The 25,204-nt window shown below is 43.1% G+C and carries 21 protein-coding genes; 6 read left to right on the top strand and 15 right to left on the bottom strand.

Annotation, left to right across the window (positions count from 1 at the left end):
• Nucleotides 1–23: 23 nt before the first annotated feature.
• Entirely contained in the window at nucleotides 24–1,400 is a 1,377-nt protein-coding gene (locus C6W18_RS14990; protein WP_105928073.1) for an aspartate kinase, read from the top strand.
• Nucleotides 1,401–1,564: 164 nt separating this feature from the next.
• Nucleotides 1,565–2,410, top strand: coding sequence for a GAF domain-containing protein (locus C6W18_RS14985; protein WP_105928072.1), 846 nt, complete (start codon nucleotides 1,565–1,567; stop codon nucleotides 2,408–2,410).
• Between the two features lie 35 nt (nucleotides 2,411–2,445).
• Here C6W18_RS14985 and C6W18_RS14980 read toward each other — a convergent pair whose 3' ends face one another.
• The 10 genes from C6W18_RS14980 to C6W18_RS14935 form a co-directional block, all read right to left on the bottom strand.
• Nucleotides 2,446–3,873: a sensor histidine kinase gene (locus tag C6W18_RS14980; protein WP_105928071.1), complete on the bottom strand. Its 1,428-nt coding sequence runs from the start codon at nucleotides 3,871–3,873 to the stop codon at nucleotides 2,446–2,448.
• Nucleotides 3,863–4,555, bottom strand: a complete 693-nt coding sequence (locus tag C6W18_RS14975) for a response regulator transcription factor (RefSeq protein ID WP_105928070.1) — start codon at nucleotides 4,553–4,555, stop codon at nucleotides 3,863–3,865. The genes C6W18_RS14980 and C6W18_RS14975 overlap by 11 nt, the downstream gene beginning before the upstream one ends.
• A gap of 210 nt (nucleotides 4,556–4,765) precedes the next feature.
• Complete coding sequence (locus C6W18_RS14970) at nucleotides 4,766–6,100, bottom strand: MmgE/PrpD family protein (RefSeq protein WP_105928069.1); 1,335 nt, start codon at nucleotides 6,098–6,100, stop codon at nucleotides 4,766–4,768.
• Nucleotides 6,091–7,248 (bottom strand): amidohydrolase, encoded by a 1,158-nt coding sequence (locus C6W18_RS14965; protein ID WP_105928068.1) that lies wholly within the window; start codon nucleotides 7,246–7,248, stop codon nucleotides 6,091–6,093. The genes C6W18_RS14970 and C6W18_RS14965 overlap by 10 nt, the downstream gene beginning before the upstream one ends.
• Before the next feature lie 33 nt (nucleotides 7,249–7,281).
• A complete protein-coding gene (locus tag C6W18_RS14960) occupies nucleotides 7,282–8,028 on the bottom strand; it encodes an amino acid ABC transporter ATP-binding protein (RefSeq protein WP_034324299.1) in 747 nt (248 codons plus the stop codon).
• A gap of 12 nt (nucleotides 8,029–8,040) precedes the next feature.
• Nucleotides 8,041–8,715, bottom strand: coding sequence for an amino acid ABC transporter permease (locus C6W18_RS14955; RefSeq protein ID WP_034324297.1), 675 nt, complete (start codon nucleotides 8,713–8,715; stop codon nucleotides 8,041–8,043).
• Between the two features lie 24 nt (nucleotides 8,716–8,739).
• Nucleotides 8,740–9,534, bottom strand: coding sequence for an amino acid ABC transporter substrate-binding protein (locus C6W18_RS14950; protein ID WP_105928067.1), 795 nt, complete (start codon nucleotides 9,532–9,534; stop codon nucleotides 8,740–8,742).
• A 22-nt stretch (nucleotides 9,535–9,556) separates the two neighbouring features.
• Nucleotides 9,557–10,060, bottom strand: a complete 504-nt coding sequence (locus C6W18_RS14945; protein WP_034324294.1) for a GNAT family N-acetyltransferase — start codon at nucleotides 10,058–10,060, stop codon at nucleotides 9,557–9,559.
• Nucleotides 10,061–10,077: 17 nt separating this feature from the next.
• Complete coding sequence (locus C6W18_RS14940) at nucleotides 10,078–11,403, bottom strand: LLM class flavin-dependent oxidoreductase (RefSeq protein ID WP_105928066.1); 1,326 nt, start codon at nucleotides 11,401–11,403, stop codon at nucleotides 10,078–10,080.
• A 199-nt stretch (nucleotides 11,404–11,602) separates the two neighbouring features.
• The gene (locus tag C6W18_RS14935) at nucleotides 11,603–13,387 is read right to left on the bottom strand and encodes a right-handed parallel beta-helix repeat-containing protein (RefSeq protein WP_105928065.1); all 1,785 of its coding nucleotides are present in this window, start codon (nucleotides 13,385–13,387) and stop codon (nucleotides 11,603–11,605) included.
• 263 nt (nucleotides 13,388–13,650) lie between these two features.
• Here C6W18_RS14935 and C6W18_RS14930 point away from each other — a divergent pair, with 263 nt between their 5' ends.
• Nucleotides 13,651–15,144: a peptide MFS transporter gene (locus tag C6W18_RS14930; RefSeq protein WP_105928064.1), complete on the top strand. Its 1,494-nt coding sequence runs from the start codon at nucleotides 13,651–13,653 to the stop codon at nucleotides 15,142–15,144.
• 43 nt (nucleotides 15,145–15,187) lie between these two features.
• Here C6W18_RS14930 and C6W18_RS14925 read toward each other — a convergent pair whose 3' ends face one another.
• Nucleotides 15,188–16,621: an amino acid permease gene (locus tag C6W18_RS14925; protein ID WP_105928063.1), complete on the bottom strand. Its 1,434-nt coding sequence runs from the start codon at nucleotides 16,619–16,621 to the stop codon at nucleotides 15,188–15,190.
• 314 nt (nucleotides 16,622–16,935) lie between these two features.
• Nucleotides 16,936–17,550, bottom strand: coding sequence for a dienelactone hydrolase family protein (locus tag C6W18_RS14920; RefSeq protein ID WP_105928062.1), 615 nt, complete (start codon nucleotides 17,548–17,550; stop codon nucleotides 16,936–16,938).
• A gap of 317 nt (nucleotides 17,551–17,867) precedes the next feature.
• Here C6W18_RS14920 and tcyA point away from each other — a divergent pair, with 317 nt between their 5' ends.
• From tcyA to C6W18_RS14905, 3 genes are read left to right on the top strand one after another with little or no spacing between them, the layout of a single operon-like run.
• Nucleotides 17,868–18,683: a cystine ABC transporter substrate-binding lipoprotein TcyA gene (gene tcyA, locus C6W18_RS14915; protein ID WP_034325167.1), complete on the top strand. Its 816-nt coding sequence runs from the start codon at nucleotides 17,868–17,870 to the stop codon at nucleotides 18,681–18,683.
• Complete coding sequence (locus C6W18_RS14910; protein WP_105928122.1) at nucleotides 18,670–19,362, top strand: amino acid ABC transporter permease; 693 nt, start codon at nucleotides 18,670–18,672, stop codon at nucleotides 19,360–19,362. The genes tcyA and C6W18_RS14910 overlap by 14 nt, the downstream gene beginning before the upstream one ends.
• A gap of 12 nt (nucleotides 19,363–19,374) precedes the next feature.
• The gene (locus C6W18_RS14905; protein WP_034325164.1) at nucleotides 19,375–20,118 is read left to right on the top strand and encodes an amino acid ABC transporter ATP-binding protein; all 744 of its coding nucleotides are present in this window, start codon (nucleotides 19,375–19,377) and stop codon (nucleotides 20,116–20,118) included.
• Nucleotides 20,119–20,158: 40 nt separating this feature from the next.
• Here C6W18_RS14905 and C6W18_RS14900 read toward each other — a convergent pair whose 3' ends face one another.
• The 3 genes from C6W18_RS14900 to C6W18_RS14890 all read right to left on the bottom strand — a co-directional run bounded on the left by C6W18_RS14900 (nucleotide 20,159) and on the right by C6W18_RS14890 (nucleotide 24,723).
• Complete coding sequence (locus C6W18_RS14900) at nucleotides 20,159–20,443, bottom strand: AbrB/MazE/SpoVT family DNA-binding domain-containing protein (RefSeq protein ID WP_105928061.1); 285 nt, start codon at nucleotides 20,441–20,443, stop codon at nucleotides 20,159–20,161.
• Nucleotides 20,444–20,553: 110 nt separating this feature from the next.
• Nucleotides 20,554–21,114 (bottom strand): class D sortase, encoded by a 561-nt coding sequence (locus C6W18_RS14895; protein WP_105928060.1) that lies wholly within the window; start codon nucleotides 21,112–21,114, stop codon nucleotides 20,554–20,556.
• A 6-nt stretch (nucleotides 21,115–21,120) separates the two neighbouring features.
• Entirely contained in the window at nucleotides 21,121–24,723 is a 3,603-nt protein-coding gene (locus C6W18_RS14890) for an isopeptide-forming domain-containing fimbrial protein (protein ID WP_105928059.1), read from the bottom strand.
• Nucleotides 24,724–25,204: the final 481 nt, after the last annotated feature.

Here is a 25,204-nt window from a genome sequence, read left to right as displayed (position 1 = left end):
TTTTACTATAGGAGATGTATGCATTGAAGGTCGTTAAATTTGGTGGCAGTTCTCTTGCATCTGGCAAGCAGCTGCAAAAGGTATTTGACATTGTAACAGCAGATCCAGCTCGAAAAGCAGTCGTTGTTTCCGCACCAGGAAAACGGCATTCAACGGATACGAAGGTCACCGATCTATTAATTAGCTGTGGTGAACAACATTTACGTTTAGGTGAAGCAAGCGATTTACAGGAAGCTGTCATCGAGCGGTATGCCTCGATTGCAAATGAACTAGGCTTAGGTCATGACATTATTGACACCATCCGGCACGATCTAGACGCATTGTTACAGGCTGATTCGTCTCATCCTGAGCGTTATCTTGATGCTATCAAAGCAAGTGGTGAAGATAATAATGCGAAGCTGATTGCCGCCTATTTCCGCCATCAAGGTGTCGAAGCCCACTATGTGAATCCAAAGGAAGCTGGTTTATTTGTGAGCGACGAGCCCGGCCATGCGCAAGTCCTCCCGGAATCATATGATCATTTGTACAAATTAAGAGAACGCTCTGGCATCATTGTATTCCCTGGTTTTTTTGGATTCAGTCTAACGGGTGATATCGTCACCTTTTCTCGAAGCGGATCAGATATTACCGGTTCCATTTTGGCAAACGGGCTGAAGGCAGATGTGTATGAAAACTTTACAGATGTGGATGCTGTCTACGCCGTCAATCCAACAATCGTTCACGAGCCAAAAGAGATCACCGAGCTGACGTATCGGGAAATGCGCGAACTGTCCTATGCTGGTTTTTCTGTGTTTCATGATGAAGCGCTCATTCCAGCTTTCCGGGCAGGCATTCCCGTTCAGATTAAAAACACCAATAACCCAGCAGCCAAGGGTACAAAAATCGTGAGTCAACGAGATCATATGAATGGACCTGTTGTTGGCATCGCCTCAGACAATGGATTTTGTAGCATTTATATTAGTAAATATTTGATGAACCGAGAAGTCGGCTTTGGACGTAAGGTACTGCAAACATTAGAGGAATATGGACTTACTTATGAGCATGTTCCTTCAGGCATTGATGATATGAACATTATTTTAAGGCAGGATCAGCTTGAGGAGCAGCATATTGAACAAGAGCTGTTAGACCGCTTGAAACTGGTGCTTGATGCAGATGAGGTCGTTTTAGAGCGGAATCTATCGCTCATTATGGTCGTAGGGGAAGCGATGCGTCATAATGTTGGCACAACAGCAAGAGCGGCAAAGGCGCTGTCAAAAGCCAAGGTCAATATCGAAATGATCAATCAGGGCTCTTCAGAGGTCAGCATGATGTTTGGCGTCAAAGCGGCTCAAGAAAGAGAAGCCGTTCAGGCCTTGTATGAGGAATTTTTCTCTATGTCTACTGTACCTGTTTCCCTTTAATAAGCAGACTGCCAGATCCCGGGATCGGCAGTCTTTTTTGATCTCGCGCGATTCAAGCTGATTTGCGCATTAAAGTATATCTATTTCTCGTTTGATTTTGTATGATAGAGACAAATCAACTATCGTTCCGGCCTATGATCGGAGCTACAAGGAGTCCTAAAACAATGCCTCGTCAACAACTATTAAAACAGTTTCGCAATTTTCATGATGCTTCTACAAGTATTTTAAACATGATGAGTCAATTCATTGATGTGAATACACTGTTTATTGCTAAAAACGATCAAAACACCAATCAGATTGTAAAGGTGCTAAATCATGACGAGCAACTTCTTGAAGAAGGGGAAGAACTTCCTTACGAGAAGACATTTTGCAAGCTGGCGGTTGATCATCAGAATACACTTGTGATCCCTGATATTTCATTGGATGACCGTTCTAAATACTTAGAGGTCACGAAACGTCTTCAAGGCGGCTCGTTCATTGGGGTTCCCATTGATTTTACAGATGGTACGAACTACGGGACGATTTGCGGACTTGATTTAAGGCCGCAGCAGTTTACAGAAGAGCATGTGTATATGTTTGAAACGATGGCTTCTTTATTGAGTTACGTCCTTGAACTAGACCGTGCCAACCGGCAGATTCAGCAATTATCTGTACCGATCGTACCAGTTGTTGACGGTGTCGCCGTGCTCCCTCTTCTTGGTGATATCGAAGAGACACGTGCTCAGCATATTTTAGAAACCATTTTACAGGAAAGCTACAGGCTGTCACTCTCTCATCTGGTTATTGATGTATCGGGAACAAAACGCCTGAATGAACAAAGCATTCAATATTTGGTCAGCTATGCGCAAACGCTGAGACTTTTAGGAATTTCGGCTGTATTAACAGGTATTAAGCAAGACCTTGCTTTAAGTGCGATTCAGTCTAATATTTCATTTAAAGACATCACCATTCGTAAAGATTTACCGCAAGCGCTAGCTCATATCGGCTTAACGTTTACCAAACATGAATAAGTGATGATCCGTCAAAAGGGCTAAAACGATTTGTTTTAGCCCTTTTCTTCTGGAAACGGCAATCGAATGGTAAATGTCGTTCCTTTGTTTTTTTCACTTTTCATATCGATATGCCCTTCGTGCAAGTCCACAAGCTGCTTCACGATGGACAAACCAAGTCCATATTCTCCATACGGTGTATTCGTTCTGGAGATATCCGCTTTATAAAAACGTTCCCATATGTGTTTGACTTCGTCTGGCGCAATGCCAATGCCCGTGTCTTCAACTTCAATGATCGTCTCTTGATTCTCTTGTTTCCCTCTTAAGGAAATATGGCCGCCTTCTGTGAATTGAATGGCGTTCTTTGTGATATTGACAAGGATTTGAATGAGCCTGTCATAATCTGCATATACCTTTTGTTCGGGATCAACGTCCACGATCAGTTGATTGTTTTTCTCTTCAGCGATTCGGCTCAGCTGCTCCTTGATCACTTCAAACGTATCAATGAGTGGATAGTGAAATTTTTGAAGGGTAATTTGATTCGATCTAATTTTCTCATAATCCATATTTTCATTGACGAGGCGCAGCATTCGTTTTGTCTCGTCTGTAATTAAGGCATAGCATTTCTCTTTCTCTTCTGCGGGTACATCCGATGTATTCAGCCATTCTACCAATCCTCGAATGGTGGTCAGCGGCGTTTTTAATTCGTGAGACACATCAGCGATAAATTGGCGTCTGCGCTTTTCAAGCCGGTCAATTTCCTCTCTTGATCGTTGGAGACGTTTGGCCATCATATTAAAATCCTCACTAAGAGTGCCAATTTCATCAAGGTGTTTGTTTTCAAGATTGATGTTGTAATCGCCTTGCGCAATCTTCTCTGTTGCCTCTCTCAGTTTTTTGATTCTGTTCACATGAAACTTAGAAAGGAAAAGGCTCAGAATAAAGGTGATCGTCAGCGCCACAAATACGATGATATATAGATAGCGATTCATCTGGGCGATGAGCTGTTCAGCTCCTTGAATTGGGGCAATGAGGACGACTCCGCCCTTCAGCTTCCCATCCTCCATGACAGGGAGCGCAACAAGTGATGCCTCTTGATCGAGGCGGCGTGAATCACTCCGCTTTACAATGATTTGCTCTCCTTTTGAGAGCTTGACCCATAAATCCTTTGTCAGCAAAGCTTCATGCGGAGGCATCCCTTGCTGCTGAGACAGAACATCCCCTTTCTCATCAAACACGAAAAAGCGAATTTGTCTTGTCGAGAGGATATCTTCAAATGGGCGCAGACGGAAGATCATCTCGGTTTTAGGCAGCTGTTTAAAATTCTGCAAGATTTCATTGCCATAGGAGCTCATTTCATCGACCCTGTTTTGATAGGCAATATCTTTCACAAAATGAGATAAGAGGGTGCTGATAATCATGATGGCGATGAGCAATAACCCAAGGTGGCTAATCAGCAGCTGATAAAAATATTTAATCTTCATCGAACTTATACCCTACGCCCCATACTGTATATAAAAAGGGCTTTGGCCCGTCCCCAATTTTTTGGCGCAGCCGTTTAATATGAACATCAACCGTCCGTTCATCTCCATAAAATTGATATCCCCAAATCTGTTCCAGTAATTGCTCGCGCGAAAACACTTGCCGAGGATGCTGAATAAAAAAGCACAGCAGATCATATTCCTTTGGCGTTAAGTTTTCAATCCGCTCTCCATCCAAAAAGACTTCTCTCGTTTTCTTATCTAATTGAAAATGCGCTGTCTCCAGCCGCTCGTCCTCTTTCACCTTTTCTAGAGTGGATGTATGAGCAAAGCGTCGTTTCACCGCTTTGATTCTTGCCATCAAGGTCAGAGGACTAAAGGGTTTTGTCACATAATCATCTGCCCCAAGATCAAAACCAAGCACCTGATCAGACTCCGTTTCCTTTGCCGTCAGCATAATAATCGGAACATCACTGATCTTGCGCACCTTTTGACAAATGGTCAAACCATCCATCGAAGGAAGCATGACATCTAAGATGAGCAAATCCCAATCCTCCTCTTGCTTAAACCGATTCAGTCCTTCTAGTCCATCATGAACGAATTCCGCTTGAAACCCCTCTCTTTGAAAAAACATGTCTGTCATTGTACAAACGCTTTGATTGTCTTCAATCATTAATATTTTCATCATCAGCCTCCGCTGTTGCTTGTTTTTCTTTATGTAGCTTTATTTTACATGTTCCTTCTCAAATCTCAATTGGATTCAAACGATTTCATGAACTTATCATGGTTTGGTCATCTTTTATTCATACTTTTTGATGGATTTGGATGTTGAGGTAAATCACATTGGTTTTTGTTAGATAAAAAGGCTCATCTCGATTGATGAGCCTTTTCCTTACTAAGCCAGCAGCTGCAGATAAGAAGAGTCGTTTGCCGCTTCAATTGCTTGTAGGATCTGCTGTGCATGTGAAGCGTCTATGACACTGCTTAACTTTTGCATGATGTCTTCTTTCGATAATGCGTGTCCGGCTGCTCCCCGCGGAATATCGACCCGATTGCTGATGGTGGTGCCGTCAGTTAAGGTGAGCTTTACAATCGTAAAGCGTCCTTTTGGGACAGCGTCCGGATGTTGTTCTATCGTTTGATCATATCCTCTGCTAACTCGCTTCATCCATGTCCGCATCTCTGGTGAAATGGTTTTTTTCGTAAAGGCATCCAGTGATAAAGTATGTCCAAATACCGCAAGTGCGATGACGTATTCGACACTGAATCGTCCTTCTTCTCCAGTCAAAGGCGTCCGCTCAGTGAGCGCCGCATCTCCGCCAGGCGGGAAAATGACATCGACCTGTTCAATCTGATCCCGTAAGGAAGACCGTTCTTTCACCAAAAATTCAATCGCATCTGCTGCATGGTGCGCTGCTGAGCAGAACGGATATACTTTGAACCATAACCCTGGCGAGACAATGCGCCATATAGAACCATAGCCTTCTAGCAACCTTTTTTCCGCCAGCTCCTGATCTCCATAGAGTGAAAAGAAACCAAGCTCTCCATCTAGAACCGATTCACTCCCGCCAAAACCTGAACAAGCTAAGTCCATGGACCACACGGCTGTTTTAGCGGCTAAGCCAGCTTGTAATGGTTTCATATCAGAGCCAAACTGCTTTCGCATTCCGGCTGATTGCGCTCCGGCAAAGCCGATCGCTTTTGTCAGCTCTTCTCGTGTGACCTGTTTCAAATAGCCAATGGCACATACTGCCGCAATGGCCCCAAGAGTCCCCGTATTATGCCAGCCCCTCTCATAATGCGCCTTGCCGATGGATTCACCAAGCCTTGCCATCACTTCGACACCTGTTATGTAGGCGGCTAAAAATCGTTCGCCGTATCCTTTGCATTCTGTCAGCTGTGAAAGCAATGCCGGCACGATGACCGCACTCGGATGTCCTCTCACATCTGAATGCACATCATCATAATCAAGGGCATGGATGAGATAGCCATTTAACATCGCTGCGGATTGACGGCTGACCTTCTTCCCTTGTCCGATGACGGGAATCTGTGCGGCCCCGCCTTCTTGTTCAACAAGCTGCATCAGCTTCTGAATCCCTTCATCCTCTTTAGCAGCAAGCGCTGCTGCCGCAACGTCTAATAGACCGTTTTTGGCCATTTGTATGGCCCGCTCATCCTGCAGCGGATCAGCTGAAAGCACAGCCTCTGCCAGCTGTTTCGTTAGTTCCATGATGGTGACTCCAGAGCCCGAATGGCAAGCTCGGCAAAGAAAGCAGCAGCGACTGGAAGTGCGTCTTCATTTAACGTAAAGGCAGGATGATGCCATTCCTCGGTGCCGCTTGTCCCCATCCATACAAAAAAGCCTGGAATGCGCTCTTGATAAAGGGCAAAGTCTTCTCCGCCTGGTGACTGCTCTGCTTGCGCTACTGTGAGATCAAGCGCACCAGCCGTTTCTTCTACAACCTTTGTCAGGCGCTCGTCATTCATCACAGAAGGCAAATAGGGATGCCATCTCACTTCTGCCTTTGCGCCAAACCCTTCTGCAATCCCGCTCACGATTTGTTTCATGAGATTTGGAATCATCGCTCTCACTTCTGGCTCAAATGTCCGAACGGTTCCTTCCATCTCGGCACGGTCAGGAATCACATTCCATGACGTCCCGCCTTGAATACGTGTGATGCTGACAACCGCATGATGCAATGAGCTAATGCGGCGGCTGACAATGTGCTGGAGGGCGCTCGTGATCTGCCCGCTGATGGCAATCGGATCCACTGTGTGATTCGGAATCCCTGCATGACCGCCTGTTCCTTTAATATCGATTTCAAATCGATCAACACTTGCCATTAATGCTTTTTCTCTTATGCCGATGGTGCCAACTGGCAGGTCAGGTTTGTTATGCATACCGAAAATTGCATCAACCCCATCTAATACGCCTGCCTCTATGACGCGTTTCGCCCCTTGAGCGACTTCCTCTGCCGGTTGGAACAAAATGCGGACCGTTCCCTTGATTTCATGTTTCCGCTCTTGTAATAAAACGGCCGCACCAAAGATCGAAGCTGTATGGAAATCATGACCGCATGCATGCATTTTGCCCGGTACCTTTGAAGAAAATGGTTCACCGGATGCTTCTTCAATCGGAAGCGCATCAATGTCGGCTCTCAGTGCAATCGTTGGTCCCTCTTGTTCTCCTTTAATTTCACAAACAACCCCTGTTTGAAGGGCCGGGACATCAAGTACAGTGATCCCTTCCTCTTCTAACCAGCGGCGCAGTTTCTTTGTCGTTTCATGTTCTTCAAATGACAATTCTGGATGTTCATGAAGCGCTCGGCGAATGTTAATTAAACGTTTGTTTAAAGCTTCATTTCCTATTGATTTCACTGACACTCACCCCTCTAAATAGTAAAAAGCAGCTTATGCCTCTTCAGCCGCTGCTTCTTTTTGGATAAATCGTTTCGTACGTTCATTCTTCGTTTCATCAAATAGCTCTGTTGGTGTCCCCTGTTCAATAATATGACCATCAGCCATGAAAATCACATGGTCTGCCACTTCTCTTGCAAACGCCATTTCATGTGTGACGATGATCATAGTTGTTTCTTGAATCGCAATGGATTTAATGACCTGAAGCACGCCTGAAACGAGCTCTGGATCCAATGCTGACGTCGGTTCATCCAGTAAAATCGCATGTGGATCAACAGCTAACGCACGGGCAATGCCAATTCGCTGCTGCTGTCCGCCAGATAACGTGACCGGGTAGCTGTCAGCCTTTTGTTCTAACCCTACCTGCTTCAGCAGCTTCATACCGATCTCATTTGCCTGCTGTTTCGTCATTTTTTTCGTCACAAGCAGTGATTCTGTAATATTTTGTAGTGCTGTTTTGTTTTTAAATAGATTATAGTTTTGAAACACCATGGCCGTTTGTTGACGCAGGTGATGCGCTTCTTTACGTGTATATTTTGATGCATTCAGCTTTGCATCGCCAATTTCAATCGTGCCTTCATCTGGCGTTTCTAATAAATTTAAGCAGCGCAGCAAGGTTGATTTACCGGAGCCAGAAGGTCCGATAATGGCCACAACCTGCCCTTTTTGTATGTCAAGATTGATTCCGTCCAAGACGACAAGGTCGCCGAATGATTTCTTCAAATTGGTGAGCTTGATCATGTCCACACCTCCTTAATTCCGGTAAGGTTTGCTGATTTTTCGTTCAAATAGGTCTTGCAGGAAGCTATAAATGATGGTCAGCACCCAGTACACAATCCCTACGGCTAAATAGGTTTCAAAGTATTTATAGTTCGCCGATGCAATCATCTTCCCTTGTGCAAACATTTCTGCCACCCCAATGGTAAAGGCAAGAGATGTTTCTTTTAATAGACCGATAAAGGTATTTCCCGTCGCTGGAATCGCATTTCTGATGGCCTGCGGGAAAATAATTCTGACGTAAGACTGCCATCTTGTCATGCCGACAGACAGACACGCCTCCAGCTGCCCTTCATCGACTGAGTTCAGAGCTGCTCTGAAAATTTCTGCTAAGTATGCTGAGTTTTTGATACTTAATCCGATAATGACCGCTGTTAAGGCATCCATTGAGGTCATCGCAGGGAATAACTGCGGAAGACCAAAATAAATGAGAAAGAGCTGAACCAAGGTTGGAACCGCTCTGAAGAAAGAAATATACAGCTTGGCAAATTGGTATAGGACAGGTATCCGGTTTTTTGTAATGAGAGCGAATACCACACCAATGATAATGGCAAATACCATGGAGACAATCGCCATGAAGATCGTTATCGGCAAGTATTGAATCAAGGTCGGAAAAACCGTCACCATATACTGCCAATCAATTTTATTCATGTCTGCTGTTCACCGCCGCTGTCTTTATTTTTTGATCGGCACTGTGACATCGTCTTTGAAATATTTCTCAGACAATTTCTTAAGTGTCCCGTCTTCTCTTAATTGTTTGATGGCTTTGTTAAATTCTTCTCTTAGCTTGTCATGCTTTTCATCTTTGGCAAATGGATAGCCTACTTCTTCATACACAATTGGGTTGCCTACGATTTTCAGTGGAAGACCTGTTTTTTCAATCTGAGCCAGCAATACACTGCGTCCGTTGACGTAAGCATCCACGCGGCCATTTGCCACTTCATTTAATACACCGTCTTGCGTTTCATATGTTTTGATATTGATTTTCTTATCTGGGTCTTTGCTCTCTAGGTTTTTGGCATGGTTTGAGCCAAGAACCGCCGCCACTGTTTTTCCTTTTAAGTCGTCAAGACCTTTGATGTCGTTGTTGTCCTTTTTCACGATGATTTGTGTTCCTGCGTAAGCGTACGTATCTGTAAAGTTAAACGTTTGTTTACGCTCATCTGTGATCGCTACTTGGTTTGACACTGTATCCAGCTTACCAGATGTCAGCTGCCCCATGAGTCCGCTGAATTCACTCAGCTGCCAGTCTAATTTGTAGCCCAGCTTTTTCGCAACCGCTTCTGTTACTTCGACATCGAATCCAACAAGCTTGCCGTTTTCTTTATAAGCAAAAGGATAACTTTGTCCTGTAGCGCCTACTTTTAACACTTTTTCATCTTTGCCTTCACTTTGATTGTTGCCGCCGCAAGCTGCTAAAACCGCAAGCATTGCCGCAAATAGAACGACTAGCCACTTTTTGTTTTTCATGTTCGTAAACCCTTCTTTCCTCTTATGGTTGTGTCAAATCTGATCTTAATTGTTTTTTAAAATAAATCGTGATATGCCCCTTGCCTAAATCCTTTTCACCTGCTCTGACGTAGCCTTTTCGCTCATACATGGCCATGAGCCACGGATGCTTATCCGCTGTACCGAGAGACACATACGGTACCTTCAGTGTATCCCTTAGCACTTCGGTTTCAACCCATTCAAGTAAGGCTGAGCCTGTACCTTTTTTAGCGGCTGGTTCTGAGGCAAACCACCAGATGTGCGGGACGCCGAACGGTCCTGGTTGCTCTCCCCAAGGCATACGGAGTGATAAGGTGGATAGAATCTCCCCGTTTTCTTCCATGACATAGCAAAGATTCTTTTGTACATTTTGCTGAACGAGAGCAAAATCTGCATGTGCTGCTTGGAACTGGATGCCGAGCTCACGAATTGGCTCATAGGCTCTTGTTGTCAGTTCAAGCAGTGCTTCTATATCTGCCTCTGTTGCCAGACGAAAAGTGTATCCCAACGTTAGTCACCTCATCCTTATGTCGTGTAACGATTTTTTGGCTGCTTTAATCCGAGATTTTCTCGTAAGGTTTGTCCTGTGTAATCTGTTTTAAATAAGCCTCTTTCCTGAAGGATCGGGACGACGCGATCTACGAATACATCAAGTCCTTCTGGCAATAATGGCGGCATGACGTTAAAGCCATCTGCTGCTTCCTCAGTGAGCCACGTTTCCATGACATTTGCTAGCTGCTCCGGTGTTCCAATGAAAATATTATGACCGCGAGAGCCGGCGACAGATTGGTAGAGCTGGCGAATGGTCAGGTTGTCCTTTCTTGCCATATTCATCACAAGATCAAAGCGACTTTTCACCGCATTTGACGTGCTTGGATCAATCTCTGGAAGCGGACCGTCTAATGGATACTGGGAAAGATCAATACCACCTAAGTAATTTTGCAAAATGCTTAGACCAATCTCAGGAACAATCAGCTCTTGTAATTCTTCATACTTCGCTTTTGCTTCTTCTTCTGTATCGGCAATGATTGGGAAGATGCCTGGCATGATGCTGACGTCCTCTCTAGCACGTCCAGCAGCCTCTACTTTCCCTTTCAAGCTTTGATAAAATTCCTTCGCCTTATCGAGATCGTTTTGTGCAGTGAAAATAAGCTCTGCCGTTTTAGCTGCAAGCTTTTGACCATCTTCGGAAGACCCTGCTTGAATGATCACCGGCTGCCCTTGCGGCGTACGTGATACGTTGAGCGGGCCCCGTACAGAGAAGAACTCACCCTTGTGCTGCAGCTCATGAAGCTTACTAGACTCGAAGAATTCTCCCGTTTCTTGGTTTCTCACAAGTGCATCCTCTTCCCAAGAATCCCAAAGGCCTTTGACGACCTCTACGAATTCTTCGGCTCGCTCATATCGTTTGTGATGCGCTAAATGCTCTTCTCCGCTAAAATTTTTCGCTGTTTCTTCAATAGAAGAGGTGACAACATTCCACGCTGCTCTGCCGCCTGATAAATGATCGAGTGAGGCAAACTGTCTCGCAATATGGAATGGTTCACTGTATGTAGTGGATGCTGTTGCTGCTAAGCCAATTGTAGAGGTAGACTCTGCAATGGACGAAAGCAGTGTGAGCGGTTCAAATCTCGTTAATACGTTCGGATGAGAGGTTTGATTAATAGATAAGCTGTCGGCTAAAAAGAGCAAATCCAGCTTTCCTTCCTCTGCTTTTTTCGCTAATTGTTTAAAGTAATCAAGATTCATGGCTGCATTTGGTACTGCATTTGGATGTCTCCAAGAGGCGACATGATGTCCAGTTCCTGCGATGAATACGCCTAGCTTGAGCTTCCTTTTCGGCTGTGACACTTGTTCTTCATCCTTTCTATATCCTGCTATATCAAACTGAAGTCCTCATAAGATACATTTTTCTGATTGAATTAATCGGTTTTAACAATAAAAAAAGGGCAAATGTTGCGAAAAATGAAAAATAATTATTACTATATGCCCTTTTTACATGATTGTCAACCGCCTTCTGAACCTCCAAAATAAGGGATTTCACAAGCCATTACGGTGTATCGATTTCGATATTTCCGATGAGCCGGTCCGTCGTATGAGTCATCAATTGACTCCGCTCCAGCATGTTATGGGCGATAACAGAATGAGTAGATGACGATGTGCGAATAGCAATCGCCTGTTGAGGAGATAGATTGATGATATTATTCCGCAGCACACGTGCCGAAGCGGCTTGATCAATAAAGATCGCCGTCGGCTGTCCGATCGAACGATTTAAATAAAAGCGGTTATCTCCAATTTGTGGTGAGCCATGTTTAATATACATCACCACATATAAGGATGTTTCTTCAAAGGAATTATCTTTAATCTCTAAATGCCCCGTTGTGCTGCTGTATACGGCGTAGTTTTGGTAGTGCTTAAAGCGATTCTGCCATATGAAAGCCTTTGCATTTCCTGTAACACTGATGGTATACGAAGACGCGAGCTGCGGTCGTCCTTCTTGAATGAAGTGATTGCCGTTGATCCCAGCTTCTCCCTCCTGCACCCATATCCCTCTGCTGAATTCTTTGAATTGATTGTGCTGAATCAGGATATTCGTTCCTCTCACCATCGCCGCATCGATGACAGAGTAGACCGTATTGTTTGAAAAGACGACGCTATCCGATTGATAGATACGCAGGGATGTGCTTCTTAGTCGTGTATTCGTCCCTGATTCAATATGATTTCCTTCTATTAAAATACGATTCGCCATATAAACGGACACTGCCGCATCTTCAAAAAGACTGATCTTATTGCCTGTGATGTGAACGCTGTCTCCCCTCACATCAATCCCTTTTTCAAACCCCTCAATCATATTGCCAATAATGATCACATTGTTTTCCGTTTGGCCAAGCGAGACACCTAAGCTCGTAATCCCAGCTTTTGTTACGCCTCCTCCCACTGCACGGATCAAATTGTTTGCAATGATTGTTTCGGTGGCAAAGCCATAGGAGATACTGCTATCTGTATGATTGCCTTCAATGATCACACCATAGCCGTTGAAGTTATAAATGGAGCTTGCGGCACCACCTCTAACGATGTTATTTCGAATCAGAATATTCAGCGGTTCCTCCATATTAATCGCATTTTCTCCGTAGCCTTCAATATCAATGCCCATTTTCGGCTCAACCCCATCTACTCCTGCTCTTTCCAGCAGACAGTCCTCAACAATGACCCCATCGCAGCCTGTAATCGATATATTGTTTCGTCTTGAATCCGTGATTGTGCAGCCAGATATGTGAATAGCCGAAGCCGGCGAGTACGATTCAATCTGTGTCAATAAACCATGGGGGCTGACAATGATGCCGTCTCCCGTACAATTCTTTATTTGCACATGATTCACATTCACATGGGAGGCGCCTTCAATACACACGCCAAAACCCCATTCATGTGTTTTTCTTCCAGCGGGGAGTGACGTGTACACATGCTCATGACGATCCCCTTCAATCTGCCCGCCACGGATGGTCACATGCTGAACCTCTCCTATATAAAAGGCTGCATATCCCCACGAATCGTTTGGTTTCACTTTAATCACGGCATCTGATGCCATCTCAATACATATATGACTTGGCACCCGTATGCCTGCACCACGGAAAGGAAAAAATGGATCACTTCTGTACACCGCATCTACTAGATACGTTCCACTCGGCAGCCAGACGTGGGAGTAGCCTTGTGCTTTCGTCCATTCTAAGCATTCATTGAGCTTGGCTGTACAGTCCGTTTTCCCGTCAGCAATCACACCAAAATCTAGTACATTGACAACGGGTTTTTTCAGATCAGATTCATTTAATTCCCCCAACCAAAATCCCTCCTTTTCACACATGCCCTCTCATCATCCTATGCCTGTGGGAAAGGTTTGCCTGTACAATACTTCAAATTTTATATAAATTCTTCCAGAATAACTTTCCGATAATTTTCACTTGAATGAATCTTTCATAATTTTGAGTCTTTACGCCTATTGAACTAACATTTTCCTGTTTTAGAATAGTTTTATATTGACACAAGAACTATACAAGAATATCATTTTTCTCATATCTCTTTTTTTAAGAAAGGATCTATGCCATGTCTACAATTGACCACGATAAAATTGTTAAAAGTGTGCCTCAAAAAGGGTTTTTTGGACATCCTAAAGGACTTTATACACTGTTTTTCACTGAATTTTGGGAGCGTTTTTCTTATTATGGCATGCGTGCACTGCTTATTTATTATATGTACACAGAGGTGACAAAAGGCGGTCTTGGCTTTGACCAGACGACAGCCAATTCGATCATGTCTGTCTACGGTGCCCTTGTCTATATGTCAGGAGTGATTGGTGGATGGCTCGCCGACCGGGTATTCGGTTCGTCCAGTACGGTCTTTTATGGCGGTGTCTTCATTATGCTTGGTCATGTCATTTTGGCTCTGCCAAGCGGAGCAACGGCGCTCTTTATTAGTATGGGGCTGATTATTATTGGGACAGGTCTTCTAAAGCCAAACGTTTCAAACATTGTTGGTGACCTGTATACAAAAACGGACCCTCGCAGAGATTCTGGTTTTAGTATCTTCTACATGGGAATCAACATGGGTGGTTTTATTGCGCCATTAATTGTCGGAACACTCGGTCAAAAAGTGAATTTCCATCTTGGTTTTTCACTCGCTGCCGTTGGTATGCTTGTTGGACTCATTACGTTTGTGATCACGAAAAAGCCGAATCTTGGCCTTGCCGGCACCTATGTCACAAATCCGCTATCTGCCGCTGAACGCAAGAACATCAAAATTTTCGGCACATTGATCGTGATTGTGCTCGCTGTTTTTGCTGTCATTGGTATTCAAACAGGCGCGCTTACCATTAACCTATTCACTTGGTTTGTCAGTGTCCTTGGCGTCCTCATTCCGATTGTTTACTTTATTGTGATGTATTTCAGTAAAAAGACAAGCGCAGTGGAGCAATCCAGGGTACTCGCTTATATTCCATTGTTCCTAGCTGCGGTGATGTTCTGGGCCATTCAAGAACAAGGCTCAAACATTTTAGCCACATATGCGGATCAACGAACAAACTTGAATTTCTTCGGGATGACACTGGCCTCTTCTTGGTTCCAATCATTGAACCCAATCTTTATTGTGCTGCTGTCCCCAGTATTTGCTTGGTTATGGGTCAGACTTGGAAAGAAACAGCCGTCTACCCCGATTAAGTTCTCACTTGGCCTACTGTTTGCTGGGTTATCCTTTATCATCATGATCATTCCTGCATACATGTCTGGTCCAAACACACTTGTGAGTCCATTATGGCTCGTTCTGAGCTTCTTCCTTGTTGTGATCGGAGAGCTCTGCTTGTCACCAGTTGGTTTGTCAGCGACAACAAAGCTTGCACCTGCTGCCTTCTCAGCGCAAACAATGAGCCTTTGGTTCCTTTCAAATGCAATGGCACAGGCAATTAATGCACAAGTGGTCAAACTGTTTGATAAAGTGCCAGAAACCGTCTATTTCGGTATCATCGGCCTCATCGCCATCATTTTATGTGGTGTCATGCTTCTGCTTACACCAATGATTAAGAAAGCGATGAAAGGCGTTCATTAAATCAAAAAGAAGCCTCCCGACTGGGGGCTTCTTTTTTGTTGGTTTAAAACCGGATCTCATCATCTCCATGAATTTGCAGCTTGAGCGGTTCACTTTTCGCCTGATGTTTCTTCACATAGCGGTGATAGACGACATACCCAATGATCATAAGTGGTACGCCGACATATAACCCAATTCGCTGCTCCGCATCAAAGGCAAGGCTGACCAAAACGATGGAGTTCAGCGTGATTGCAATGATCGGCAGAGCCGGATATAGAGGCGTTTTAAATTTTAAGTTTTCCAGCTTTCCGCCTGCTTTTAAATATCTTCTGCGGAAAAGCAGCTGTGATAATGTGATTGTGATCCAGCCAGTCTGAGCACTCATGCCGGCAATGGACACGATCCAGGCAAAAACGGTTTTCTCTGCAAAGAACCCGGATAATAGCGAAATACCTGTAAATAGGAAGGTGAGTAGTAAGGCATTCATCGGAATACCGCGCTGATTCACGCGTCTAAACGCTTTTCCTGCCATTCCTTCCTTTGATAAGGAGTACAGCATTCTCGTTGAAGCATACAATCCAGAGTTTGCAACAGATAATAAAGCAATGATAATCACAAAGTTCATCATGTCTGCCGCATAGGGAATTCCCGTTCTCTCAAACACGGTGACAAATGGGCTTTGCAGCACACTGGCTTCCTTCCAAGGCACCATACCCGCTAAGACGAAAATAGATAAGACGAAAAAAACGAGTGTACGCCAAACCGTCTGATGAATAGAACGTGGAACGGTCTTCTCAGGGTTTTCACTCTCCCCTGCCGCAATCCCGATCAGCTCTGTTCCTTGAAACGAAAAATTCACCGTGATCATTGTGACCACAACGGCGAGCAATCCATTTGGAAACAGTCCATCACTCACAAAATGACTGAAATAAGGAGCTGGTTCCCCGCTCGTCGTTTGAATGAAACCAAACATCGCCGCTCCGCCTACTCCAATAAATAATAAAATGGCGACAATCTTAATGGTTGAAAAGAAAAATTCCGACTCCCCGAACGCTTTCGCAGATCGGGCATTTAATAAGAAAAGACACAGCCCAAATAGTAAACACCAGATCCACACGTCCACTTGTGGTAGCCAGCGCCTCATCAGCTGTCCTGCTGATAAGAATTCAAGTGCGACGGTTGCCGCCCATCCGAGCCAATAGATCCAGCCAACAGCAAAACCAGCTGCTGGACTGACAAATTTGGTCGCATACGTATGAAACGACCCCGAGACAGGAAGTGCAACTGACAGCTCTCCAAGACACAGCATGGTTAAATACATAATCAATCCGCCCACAATATAAGAAAGAACGGCTCCGACTGGACCTGCTTGTCCAATCGTATAGCCCGTTCCTAAGAAAAAGCCTGTCCCAATGACGCCGCCAAGTGAAATCATAAATAAATGACGGGAGGTCATCGCCCTTTTCAATTGTTCAGGCTGATTTTGTCCAACATCCACAATGATGCCCTCCTTCTTCTAAGATGTTCTGTTATCAAAACATGTCTCCATGTGATTCATTCCATTTTCAAAACAACCTATTAATTATACATCTTTTATAATAAATATGCTTCCTTCTATGGTCACTGTTACAAAGTCTTTATTTTAGTAATGTTCGCACAACTATGTGGTGGATCAAACCATTTGATAGGATGCCATATATCTAAAATATTGCACAAAAAAAACAGCATGAAACTTTATGGTTGCACACTGGTTTCGTTTCATTCTTTTCGAGTCTCATTTTAGACAGTTCTTATGATCACTTTAGTCACAAATCATTCTGCATTTAGCAAACACACTTTGATAAATTCATCTATTTCCTCAAAGCAGCGATTTTTAGATTCAGCGTGAAAAGCCGCAGAATATGGATTGGCGAATCCATGCTCTCCCTCTACTATTGTCACGCAAAGCTTTTCCTTTTTCTCCAAAACACTCGCAATCTCCCTGGGATTAAAGGATGCTTCGATCTTCGGGAAAAATAACAGCGTTTTGCATGCGGGCGCAAGATCGACGTCATCTCTGATTCTTGAACCATAAAATCCAATGACTCCGGTAAACAGCTGATCATTTTGGCTGCATCGCCAGGCAATTGTTGCCCCCACACTAAAACCTAGTAGAAATATGTCTATCGCGGCATTCTTCGTTTTCAACTCTTTTGCCAGATTCAGTACACTCTTTACCGACTTATCAAAACCAACTTTATTCATAAAGTAGTCGTAAGCCTCATTTTCACTGACATAAGGGAAGTGCTTCGCCTGTCCCAATAAATGAGGACAATAAACCTCAAAACCAGCTTTATCAAAATAATGGATCATACTCTTCATATGATCATTTATTCCGTATATTTCGTGTATTAAGATCATGACAGGTTTTTGTTTCGATATATGCAAATGTTCACACTTCCCTTTTGTTTCTTAGAAGTCAACTGAATCGATTGGAAAAATTCGTTGTGATGATCATAGCATATTTTACCATCGAATCGTTTATCTAACGTTCCACCAATCAAATCATCTTAATCATCGTTTGAACTTGCGTTTGGTTTTATTCACCTTTTAATTTGGGTATAGTTCTATCGTTTGTCCGTTCGACTGTTTGCAGGCATAAAGTTGGTGAGATTCGCTCAAGATAATTTCAAATGCTTTACTTTTAGGTTGCTTCTCTGTAAGATCATATGTTGTAAATACCAACAAGAAAAGTGGGGAATAAAATGAAAAAAATGTTCTTTGCCATTATGTTAGGCGTTTGTGTTGCATTGATCACTGCATGTGGATCAGGTGCAAACGACAACGCGAATAAACAATCTGGGTCTAAGGAATCAGGTGACCTTTGGAAATCCATTCAGGATAAAGGCGTATTAACGATCGGTACAGAAGGTACTTATGCTCCTTTCACATTCCATGACAAAAAGACAGATAAATTAACTGGCTATGATGTAGAGGTCATCACAGAAGTAGCAAAACGCCTTGACTTAAAACCTGAATTCAAGGAAACACAATGGGACAGCATGTTTGCTGGACTGAATTCAAAACGTTTTGACGTGGTAGCGAACCAAGTTGGTAAAACTGGACGTGAAAATCAATACGATTTCTCTGATAAATACACAACATCTCAAGCCATTGTTGTGACAAAATCAGATAACAATGACATCAAGAAACTATCTGATGTCAAAGGAAAAAAAGCAGCACAATCGTTAACAAGTAACTACAATAAGCTGGCTACAGATGCTGGCGCTAAGATTGAAGGCGTTGAAGGTCTTGCACAATCCATTCAATTGATTCAGCAAGGACGTGCTGATCTGACGTTCAATGACAAATTGGCTGTATTGAATTACTTGAAAACAAGCGGGAACAAAAACCTAAAAGTTGCATTTGAAACAGGAGATCCTCAAGAAACTTACTTTGCATTCAGAAAAGGCAGCGGCGAAGTCGTTGATAAAGTGAATGGCGCATTAAAAGAAATGAAAAAAGACGGTACACTTGCTAAGATTTCTAAGAAATGGTTTGGTGAAGATGTTACAAAGTAATACCCTAGGAGTCGTCATTCCTTGGGATCTTCTTCAGCAATCTTTTTGGCCAATGGTGATGCAGGGGATTTATTATACAATCCCCCTCGCCATCATTGCCTTCATTATTGGTATTTTTATCGCGCTTGTGACAGCTCTTGCTAGAATGTCTAAAATCAAAGCCCTCAGATGGATTTTTTCCATCTATGTGTCGGCCGTTCGCGGAACGCCGCTTTTTGTGCAATTGTTTATTATTTTCTATTTCTTTCCGACATTTAATATCACACTGGATCCATATCCAAGTGCCATTATAGCTTTTTCATTAAACGTAGGTGCGTATGCGTCGGAAATTATCCGTGCATCCGTCCTATCTGTTCCTAAAGGACAATGGGAAGCTGGTTATTCCATTGGCATGACTCATCGCAAAACGCTCGTCCGTGTCATTTTACCGCAGGCTGTGCGTGTATCGATTCCACCACTATCTAATTCATTTATTAGCTTAGTTAAGGATACATCCCTTGCATCCCAAATCCTCGTGGCAGAGCTTTTTCGGAAGTCACAGGAAATTGCTGCGGCGAACTTGGATCAGATTTTGTTCATTTATATGGAAGCGGCCCTGATTTATTGGATATTCTGCTTCATTCTATCGCTCGTTCAGCACCAAATTGAAAAACGACTTGATCGATATGTCGCAAGGTAAGGAGGAAATGACATGCTAACAGTCAAAGGCTTAAAGAAATCCTTTGGTGAAAATGAGATTCTAAAGTCGATTGATTTTACGATCAACAAAGGGCAGGTTATTGCCATCCTTGGCCCATCAGGTTCAGGGAAAACAACGATGCTTCGCTGTTTAAATGCACTTGAAACACCAAATGGTGGCTCCTTAACCTTCGATGATTTCTCGATTGATTTTTCGAAAAAGAATAAATCAGCTGACCTGCTGAAGCTTCGCCGGAAGTCGGGCATGGTGTTTCAGGATTATCACCTGTTTCCGCATCGCACCGTGCTTGAGAACGTGATGGAAGGTCCTGTTCAAGTGCAGCGCCGGCCAAAAGAAACGGTTCGAAAAGAAGCCATCCAGCTCTTGCAAAAGGTTGGCCTTGAAGATAAAAAAGATCTTTATCCATTCCAGCTTTCAGGCGGCCAAAAGCAGCGTGTCGGCATTGCCCGTGCACTTGCTATTCAGCCAGAGCTCATGCTTTTTGATGAACCAACCTCTGCGCTTGACCCTGAGCTTGTCGGTGAAGTCTTAAAGGTCATGAAGGATTTGGCGAAAGAAGGCTGGACCATGGCGGTTGTCACACATGAAATCAAGTTTGCCCAAGAAGTAGCAGACGAAGTGATTTTTATTGATGGCGGCGTCATCGTCGAACAAGGTCCTCCAGAGGAAATCTTCAAACGACCAAAGGAAGAACGAACAAAACAATTCTTAAACCGGATTTTGAATCCAGTATGATAGAAAAAGGCTGTTCTCACGTGATGAGAACAGCCTTTTTTTATATTTCTTTTTGTAAGCGTAGCGCCAGTAAGTCTTGCAGGAGCAGTCTTGCACCCTCTGGACTGACGACTACTCCACCTGATAGCGCCTTATTGGAGCATGTCACTTGCCCCGTCACTATACATGGTTTGTCCTGCCAATAAGGCTTTAACACAATTTGGCCTTCTTCCTGATAGATCTCTATAAAATCTTGCGGGCGAATTTTCAATCGTTTTCTAATATTTGTCGGAAGGACAACTCTCCCGAATTTATCTATATGCCTTACATAGTCTTCGTTTATCAAATTGACCCCCCCCTGCATCTATAGATACTATATGAGCTATCATCCTCTTATCTGCGATATACTCTGTCGGTTGAAAAATTTAAAGGAGGAGTGGCAGGCTAGTTCAGTGACTAAACACGCTTTCCATATATAATATATCTGTTTGGTGCAGGACCGATATAAGAAAAAGGATAACATGTCGTTAGGACAAGTTCTTCTTTTTCATGTTGCAGTGTAATAATACTTGTATCATCTTTTTTTACAATCTTTGTTTTCTCTATTTCATAGACAAATCGACCATATGAAAGCTCAATGACGAGCTGATCACCTTTGAGAAGTTCTCCTGTTCGTCTGAACACGGTATCCCGGTGTCCAGATAAAACGATTTGTCCCTGTTCATTAGGAAAATAGCTCTCTTGATAATGTCCAACACCTTTTGCCAAGTCATCCGCATCTGTTCCTTCTACAATGGGTAACTTAGCATTTAATTTTGGAATGTGCAAAAGCCCAATTGTTTCACCAGCCTGCGGCGCAAAAGAAGAATCCTTTTGCACCTTATGCTGGATGACTGCTTGAGCAGCCTGAAACGATGTCTCTACTTCCCTTTGTCCATCAATGATACTCAAGCACCCGCCAACCACCAAACAAAAACCCACTGTGATCAATACGGCAGAGATGATTTTTTGAAACATGACCGTTTATCCGTTTCTTTTTCTTCTTTTCCACACAATCAGGGATACACCAATGAGAACAAGTGCAAATCCTGCAAGAAGAAGATTGTACATCGCTGTTGCTGTATTCGGGAGGTGATGACCAGGTGTTTCATCTTGTGGCTCAGATGGCTGATCTGGAACAGTTGGCACCTCTGGCACGCGAGGCGGTTCAACCGTTGTTGAGTTTTCAGGTTTGTCTGGTTCGTCTACATTCTCACCTTTCACAACTGCGATATTCATGATTGTCTGACCTTCAGAACCTTTGACAACCTTCGCCTCGAATGTCACCGTATGCCACTTTGTATCCTCGATGTCACCAAATTGACCGGTCACCGTACCTTTTGTGTAGTCTCCGTTATCATCATCTTTTGCATCTGTCACTGCTTGTCCATCTACTTTTAATGAACCTGCGACATATGCAAGACCCTTTGGCAATTCATCTGAAATCACTAGATCTTTGATGACACTGTCTTCTACACTGTTTTTTGTTTTGATTGTGTAAAGAAGGGTGTCGCCTACCTGTACTTGTTTTTCATCTGTGTTGCCTTTTGCTTTTTGATGAATCTCTGATGTTTTTTCTGATTCAAGCTTTGGATCTCTTGGATCAATTTTCGTTTCGGTTGTCGGCTCATCTGGCGGTGTGTTTTCGCCTGTTACTTTCGCTGTGTTTTGAATACTTTTACCTGATTGGCCTTTGGTAACCTTCGCCTCAAACGTCACTGTATGCCACTTTGTATCCTCGATGTCGCCAAATTGACCGGTCACCGTACCTTTTGTGTAATCCCCGTTGTCTTCATCTTTTGCATCTGTCACTGCTTGTCCATCTACTTTTAATGAACCTGCGACATATGCAAGACCTTCTGGCAGTTCATCTGAAATCACTAGATTTGTGATTAAGCTATCTTCTTCCAGATTCTTTGTTTTGATCGTATAAAGAAGGGTATCTCCTACCTGCGGTTTCTTTTCATCTGTGTTGCCCTCTGCCTTTTTCTGAATGACGGATGTTTTTTCTGATGCTAGTTTTGGGTCACGTGGATAAATTTCTGTGTTCGTTGTCGGTTCATCTGGTGGCGTGTTGTCGCCTGTGACCTCGGCTGTATTTTGAATATCTTGACCAGATTGTCCTTTTTCGACTGTCACTTCAAATGTCACTTTATGCCAGTCCGTATCCTTGATATCACCGAAATAACCTGTGACTGTTCCGTCTGTAAAGTCCCCGTTATCATTGTCTTTCACATCTGTGACTGCATTCCCGTCGATCTGAAGTGACCCAGCGACATACTTCAGCCCTTTTGGCAATTGATCTGAGATCACTAGATTTTCAACGAGACTGTCTTCTATCGTATTCTTTGTTTTAATCGTATAAAGAAGGGTGTCGCCGACCTCCGGATGCTTCTCATCTTTGTTACCTTCTGCTTTTTTCTGTAAGACTGCTGATTTTTCAGAAGCTAGCTTTGGGTCACGTGGATAAATTTCTGTATTCGTTGTCGGCTTATCTGGTGGAGTGTTGCCGCCTGTGACGTTGGCTGTATTTTGAATGTCTTTACCTGATTGTCCTTTTTCAACCGTCACTTCAAACGTCACGGTATGCCAGTCCGTATCCTTAATGTCACCAAATTGTCCTGAGACGGTTCCGTCTGTCATATCGCCGTTGTCGTCATCCTTTGTGTCTGTCACTGCATCTCCATCCACCTGAAGTGAATTTGGCACATACGATAATCCTTCTGGCAGTTCATCTGAGATCACTAGGTTTTCAACGAGACTGTCTTCTATCGTATTCTTTGTTTTAATCGTATAAAGAAGGGTGTCGCCGACCTCCGGATGCTTCTCATCTGTATTGCCTTCTGCTTTTTTCTGCAGAACTGCTGATTTTTCAGAAGCTAGCTTTGGGTCACGAGGATAGATCTCTACATTCGTTGTTGGCTCGTCCGGCGGTGTGTTGCCGCCTGTGACATTGGCTGTATTTTGAATGTCTTTGCCTGCCTGACCTTTGTTAACCGTCACTTCAAACGTCACTGTGTGCCATTTTGCATCTTTTACTTCACCGAACGTTCCAGTGACAGTTCCGTCTGTCATATCACCGTTGTCGTCATCTTTTGTATCCGTGACTGAGTTTCCATCTACCTGAAGTGAATTTGGTACATATGATAATCCTTGAGGTAACTTGTCAGATATCACGAGGTCTTCGATCACGCTATCTTCAACAGCGTTACGGGCTTGAATGGTGTACAGTAATGTATCTCCTACTTCTGGATGCTTCTCATCTGTATTACCTTCTGCTTTTTTCTGCAAGACCGCTGATTTTTCTGATTCAAGCTTTGGATCACGAGGATAAATTTCTATGTTTGTTGTTGGTTTGTCTGGCGGTGTGTTTTCCCCTTTTACATTGGCTGTATTTTGAATATCTTTGCCAGCTTGACCTTTTGCTACTTTCGCTTCAAATGTCACTGTGTGCCAATCGGTATTTTTCACATCACCTATTTGACCAGTAACAGTGCCATTTGTATAATCACCTTTGTCTTGATCTTTTGCATCTGTTACGCTTGCGCCATCCACCTTAAGTGAGCCTGGAACATAGGTTAAGCTGCTCGGAAGGTTATCTGATATGATCAGATTTTTGACAATACCATATTGCACGGTATTTTTTGCTTTAATAGTATATAGCAGCGTGTCTCCTACTTCTGGATGCTTCTCATCTGTGTTGCCCTCTGCTTTTTTCTGTAAGACAACAGATTTTTCTGATTCAAGGTTAGGAGGATATGGATCAAATTCTGGCTTTACTCGTGAAGCTAAATCATAAGATAATGAATCACCAGCAGTGCCCATATAAGTTGTACTTAATGTTTTCGCATCAAGTGTAAAAAGAGTAGAATGACCGATAGACTCATTTAACCCTGACTGTAATAGCATTTGTCCATTTGGCAAAAAGCTAATCCCTCGAACGCCTCCGTCAATCGTTTTACCATCCGCATTTTTAATTGGAATGACACGAATCACTTCAGCTGTATCTGGATTCATTTGCGCAATGGCTCCACTTCCATTAGATGCGAACCAAAGATAGCCGTCTTTATCGACTACAAGGTCCCCGCCAACGCCAGAGCCGATGTCATAGCCTACAATTTTTTTGGACGTTTTTTGACCCGTAGCTAAATCGTACGTTCCAAGGAAATAATCTCCATTAGAAGAATAAGAATATATATATTTATCTTTATACACAACGGCATTAGAAGCGCCTTCAGGTAATTTAGTTACGCGTTCTGCTTGCCCGGAGGTCGCATTTATTTTATAAAGAGTGAGGTCAGTGCCATTTGCAGTTGCATATACAACATTCTCTCGATCACTTACAGCAACACCATTCACTGCGCCTATATCGATTCCTTTCACCTGTACACTAGCTTTTACTTGTGTTGGATTATTCCCATCAAGTTGCTGAAGAACTAGTGGTCTACTCCCAATCATGTAGGAATCTGTGTTGTTTACAACCACCGTTCCAGCGGCTTTCGTAACAACTGGTGAGACCGTTAATAAATTTCCAACCACCAGCACCAATATAAGAAATAATTGACTCGTTTTTTTCAACATGTTCATTCTTTGACCTCCCTTTTTTCTTGCTTCATATAGCAAAGGTATGTACCAGCTCACCCCCCATACTTTGGTAAAGAATATCAGTAATATTTCAGAAGCCTCAACATGACTAAACGACTATTTTCGACAAAAATAGATCTTTAGTAACATACACCTCTCATCATTTATTCCATCTATGTTTTTTCCAATAAAAGAAGCTTTTTTCATTGCGTTCCACACATTTTACCTATCCAATGAAACATGTCTAATGACGTGATTTATATACAATCTCTTCTATTTAAAGCTAATTATCCTTCAAATGGATAAAGATTATTTTTTTGTCAAATTCAATTGCATTTTTTTCTTATTTTCATAAAAAAAGTTAATAATTGGTTCGCTTTGTTAAAAAAAACAATCCAAAAGTCTTGCTGCTTGTTTTGATGTTTTCGTTCATTTTTTCGAAAAAAATCTTTTTCTTAAGTAAGCGATTACAATCGAGCAAAGC

Origin of the sequence: Bacillus sp. LLTC93 (assembly GCF_002993125.1) — a bacterium.
Classification (GTDB): Bacteria; Bacillota; Bacilli; order Bacillales; family Bacillaceae; genus Bacillus; species Bacillus zhangzhouensis.
This window is presented reverse-complemented; position numbering and strand designations above follow the sequence as displayed.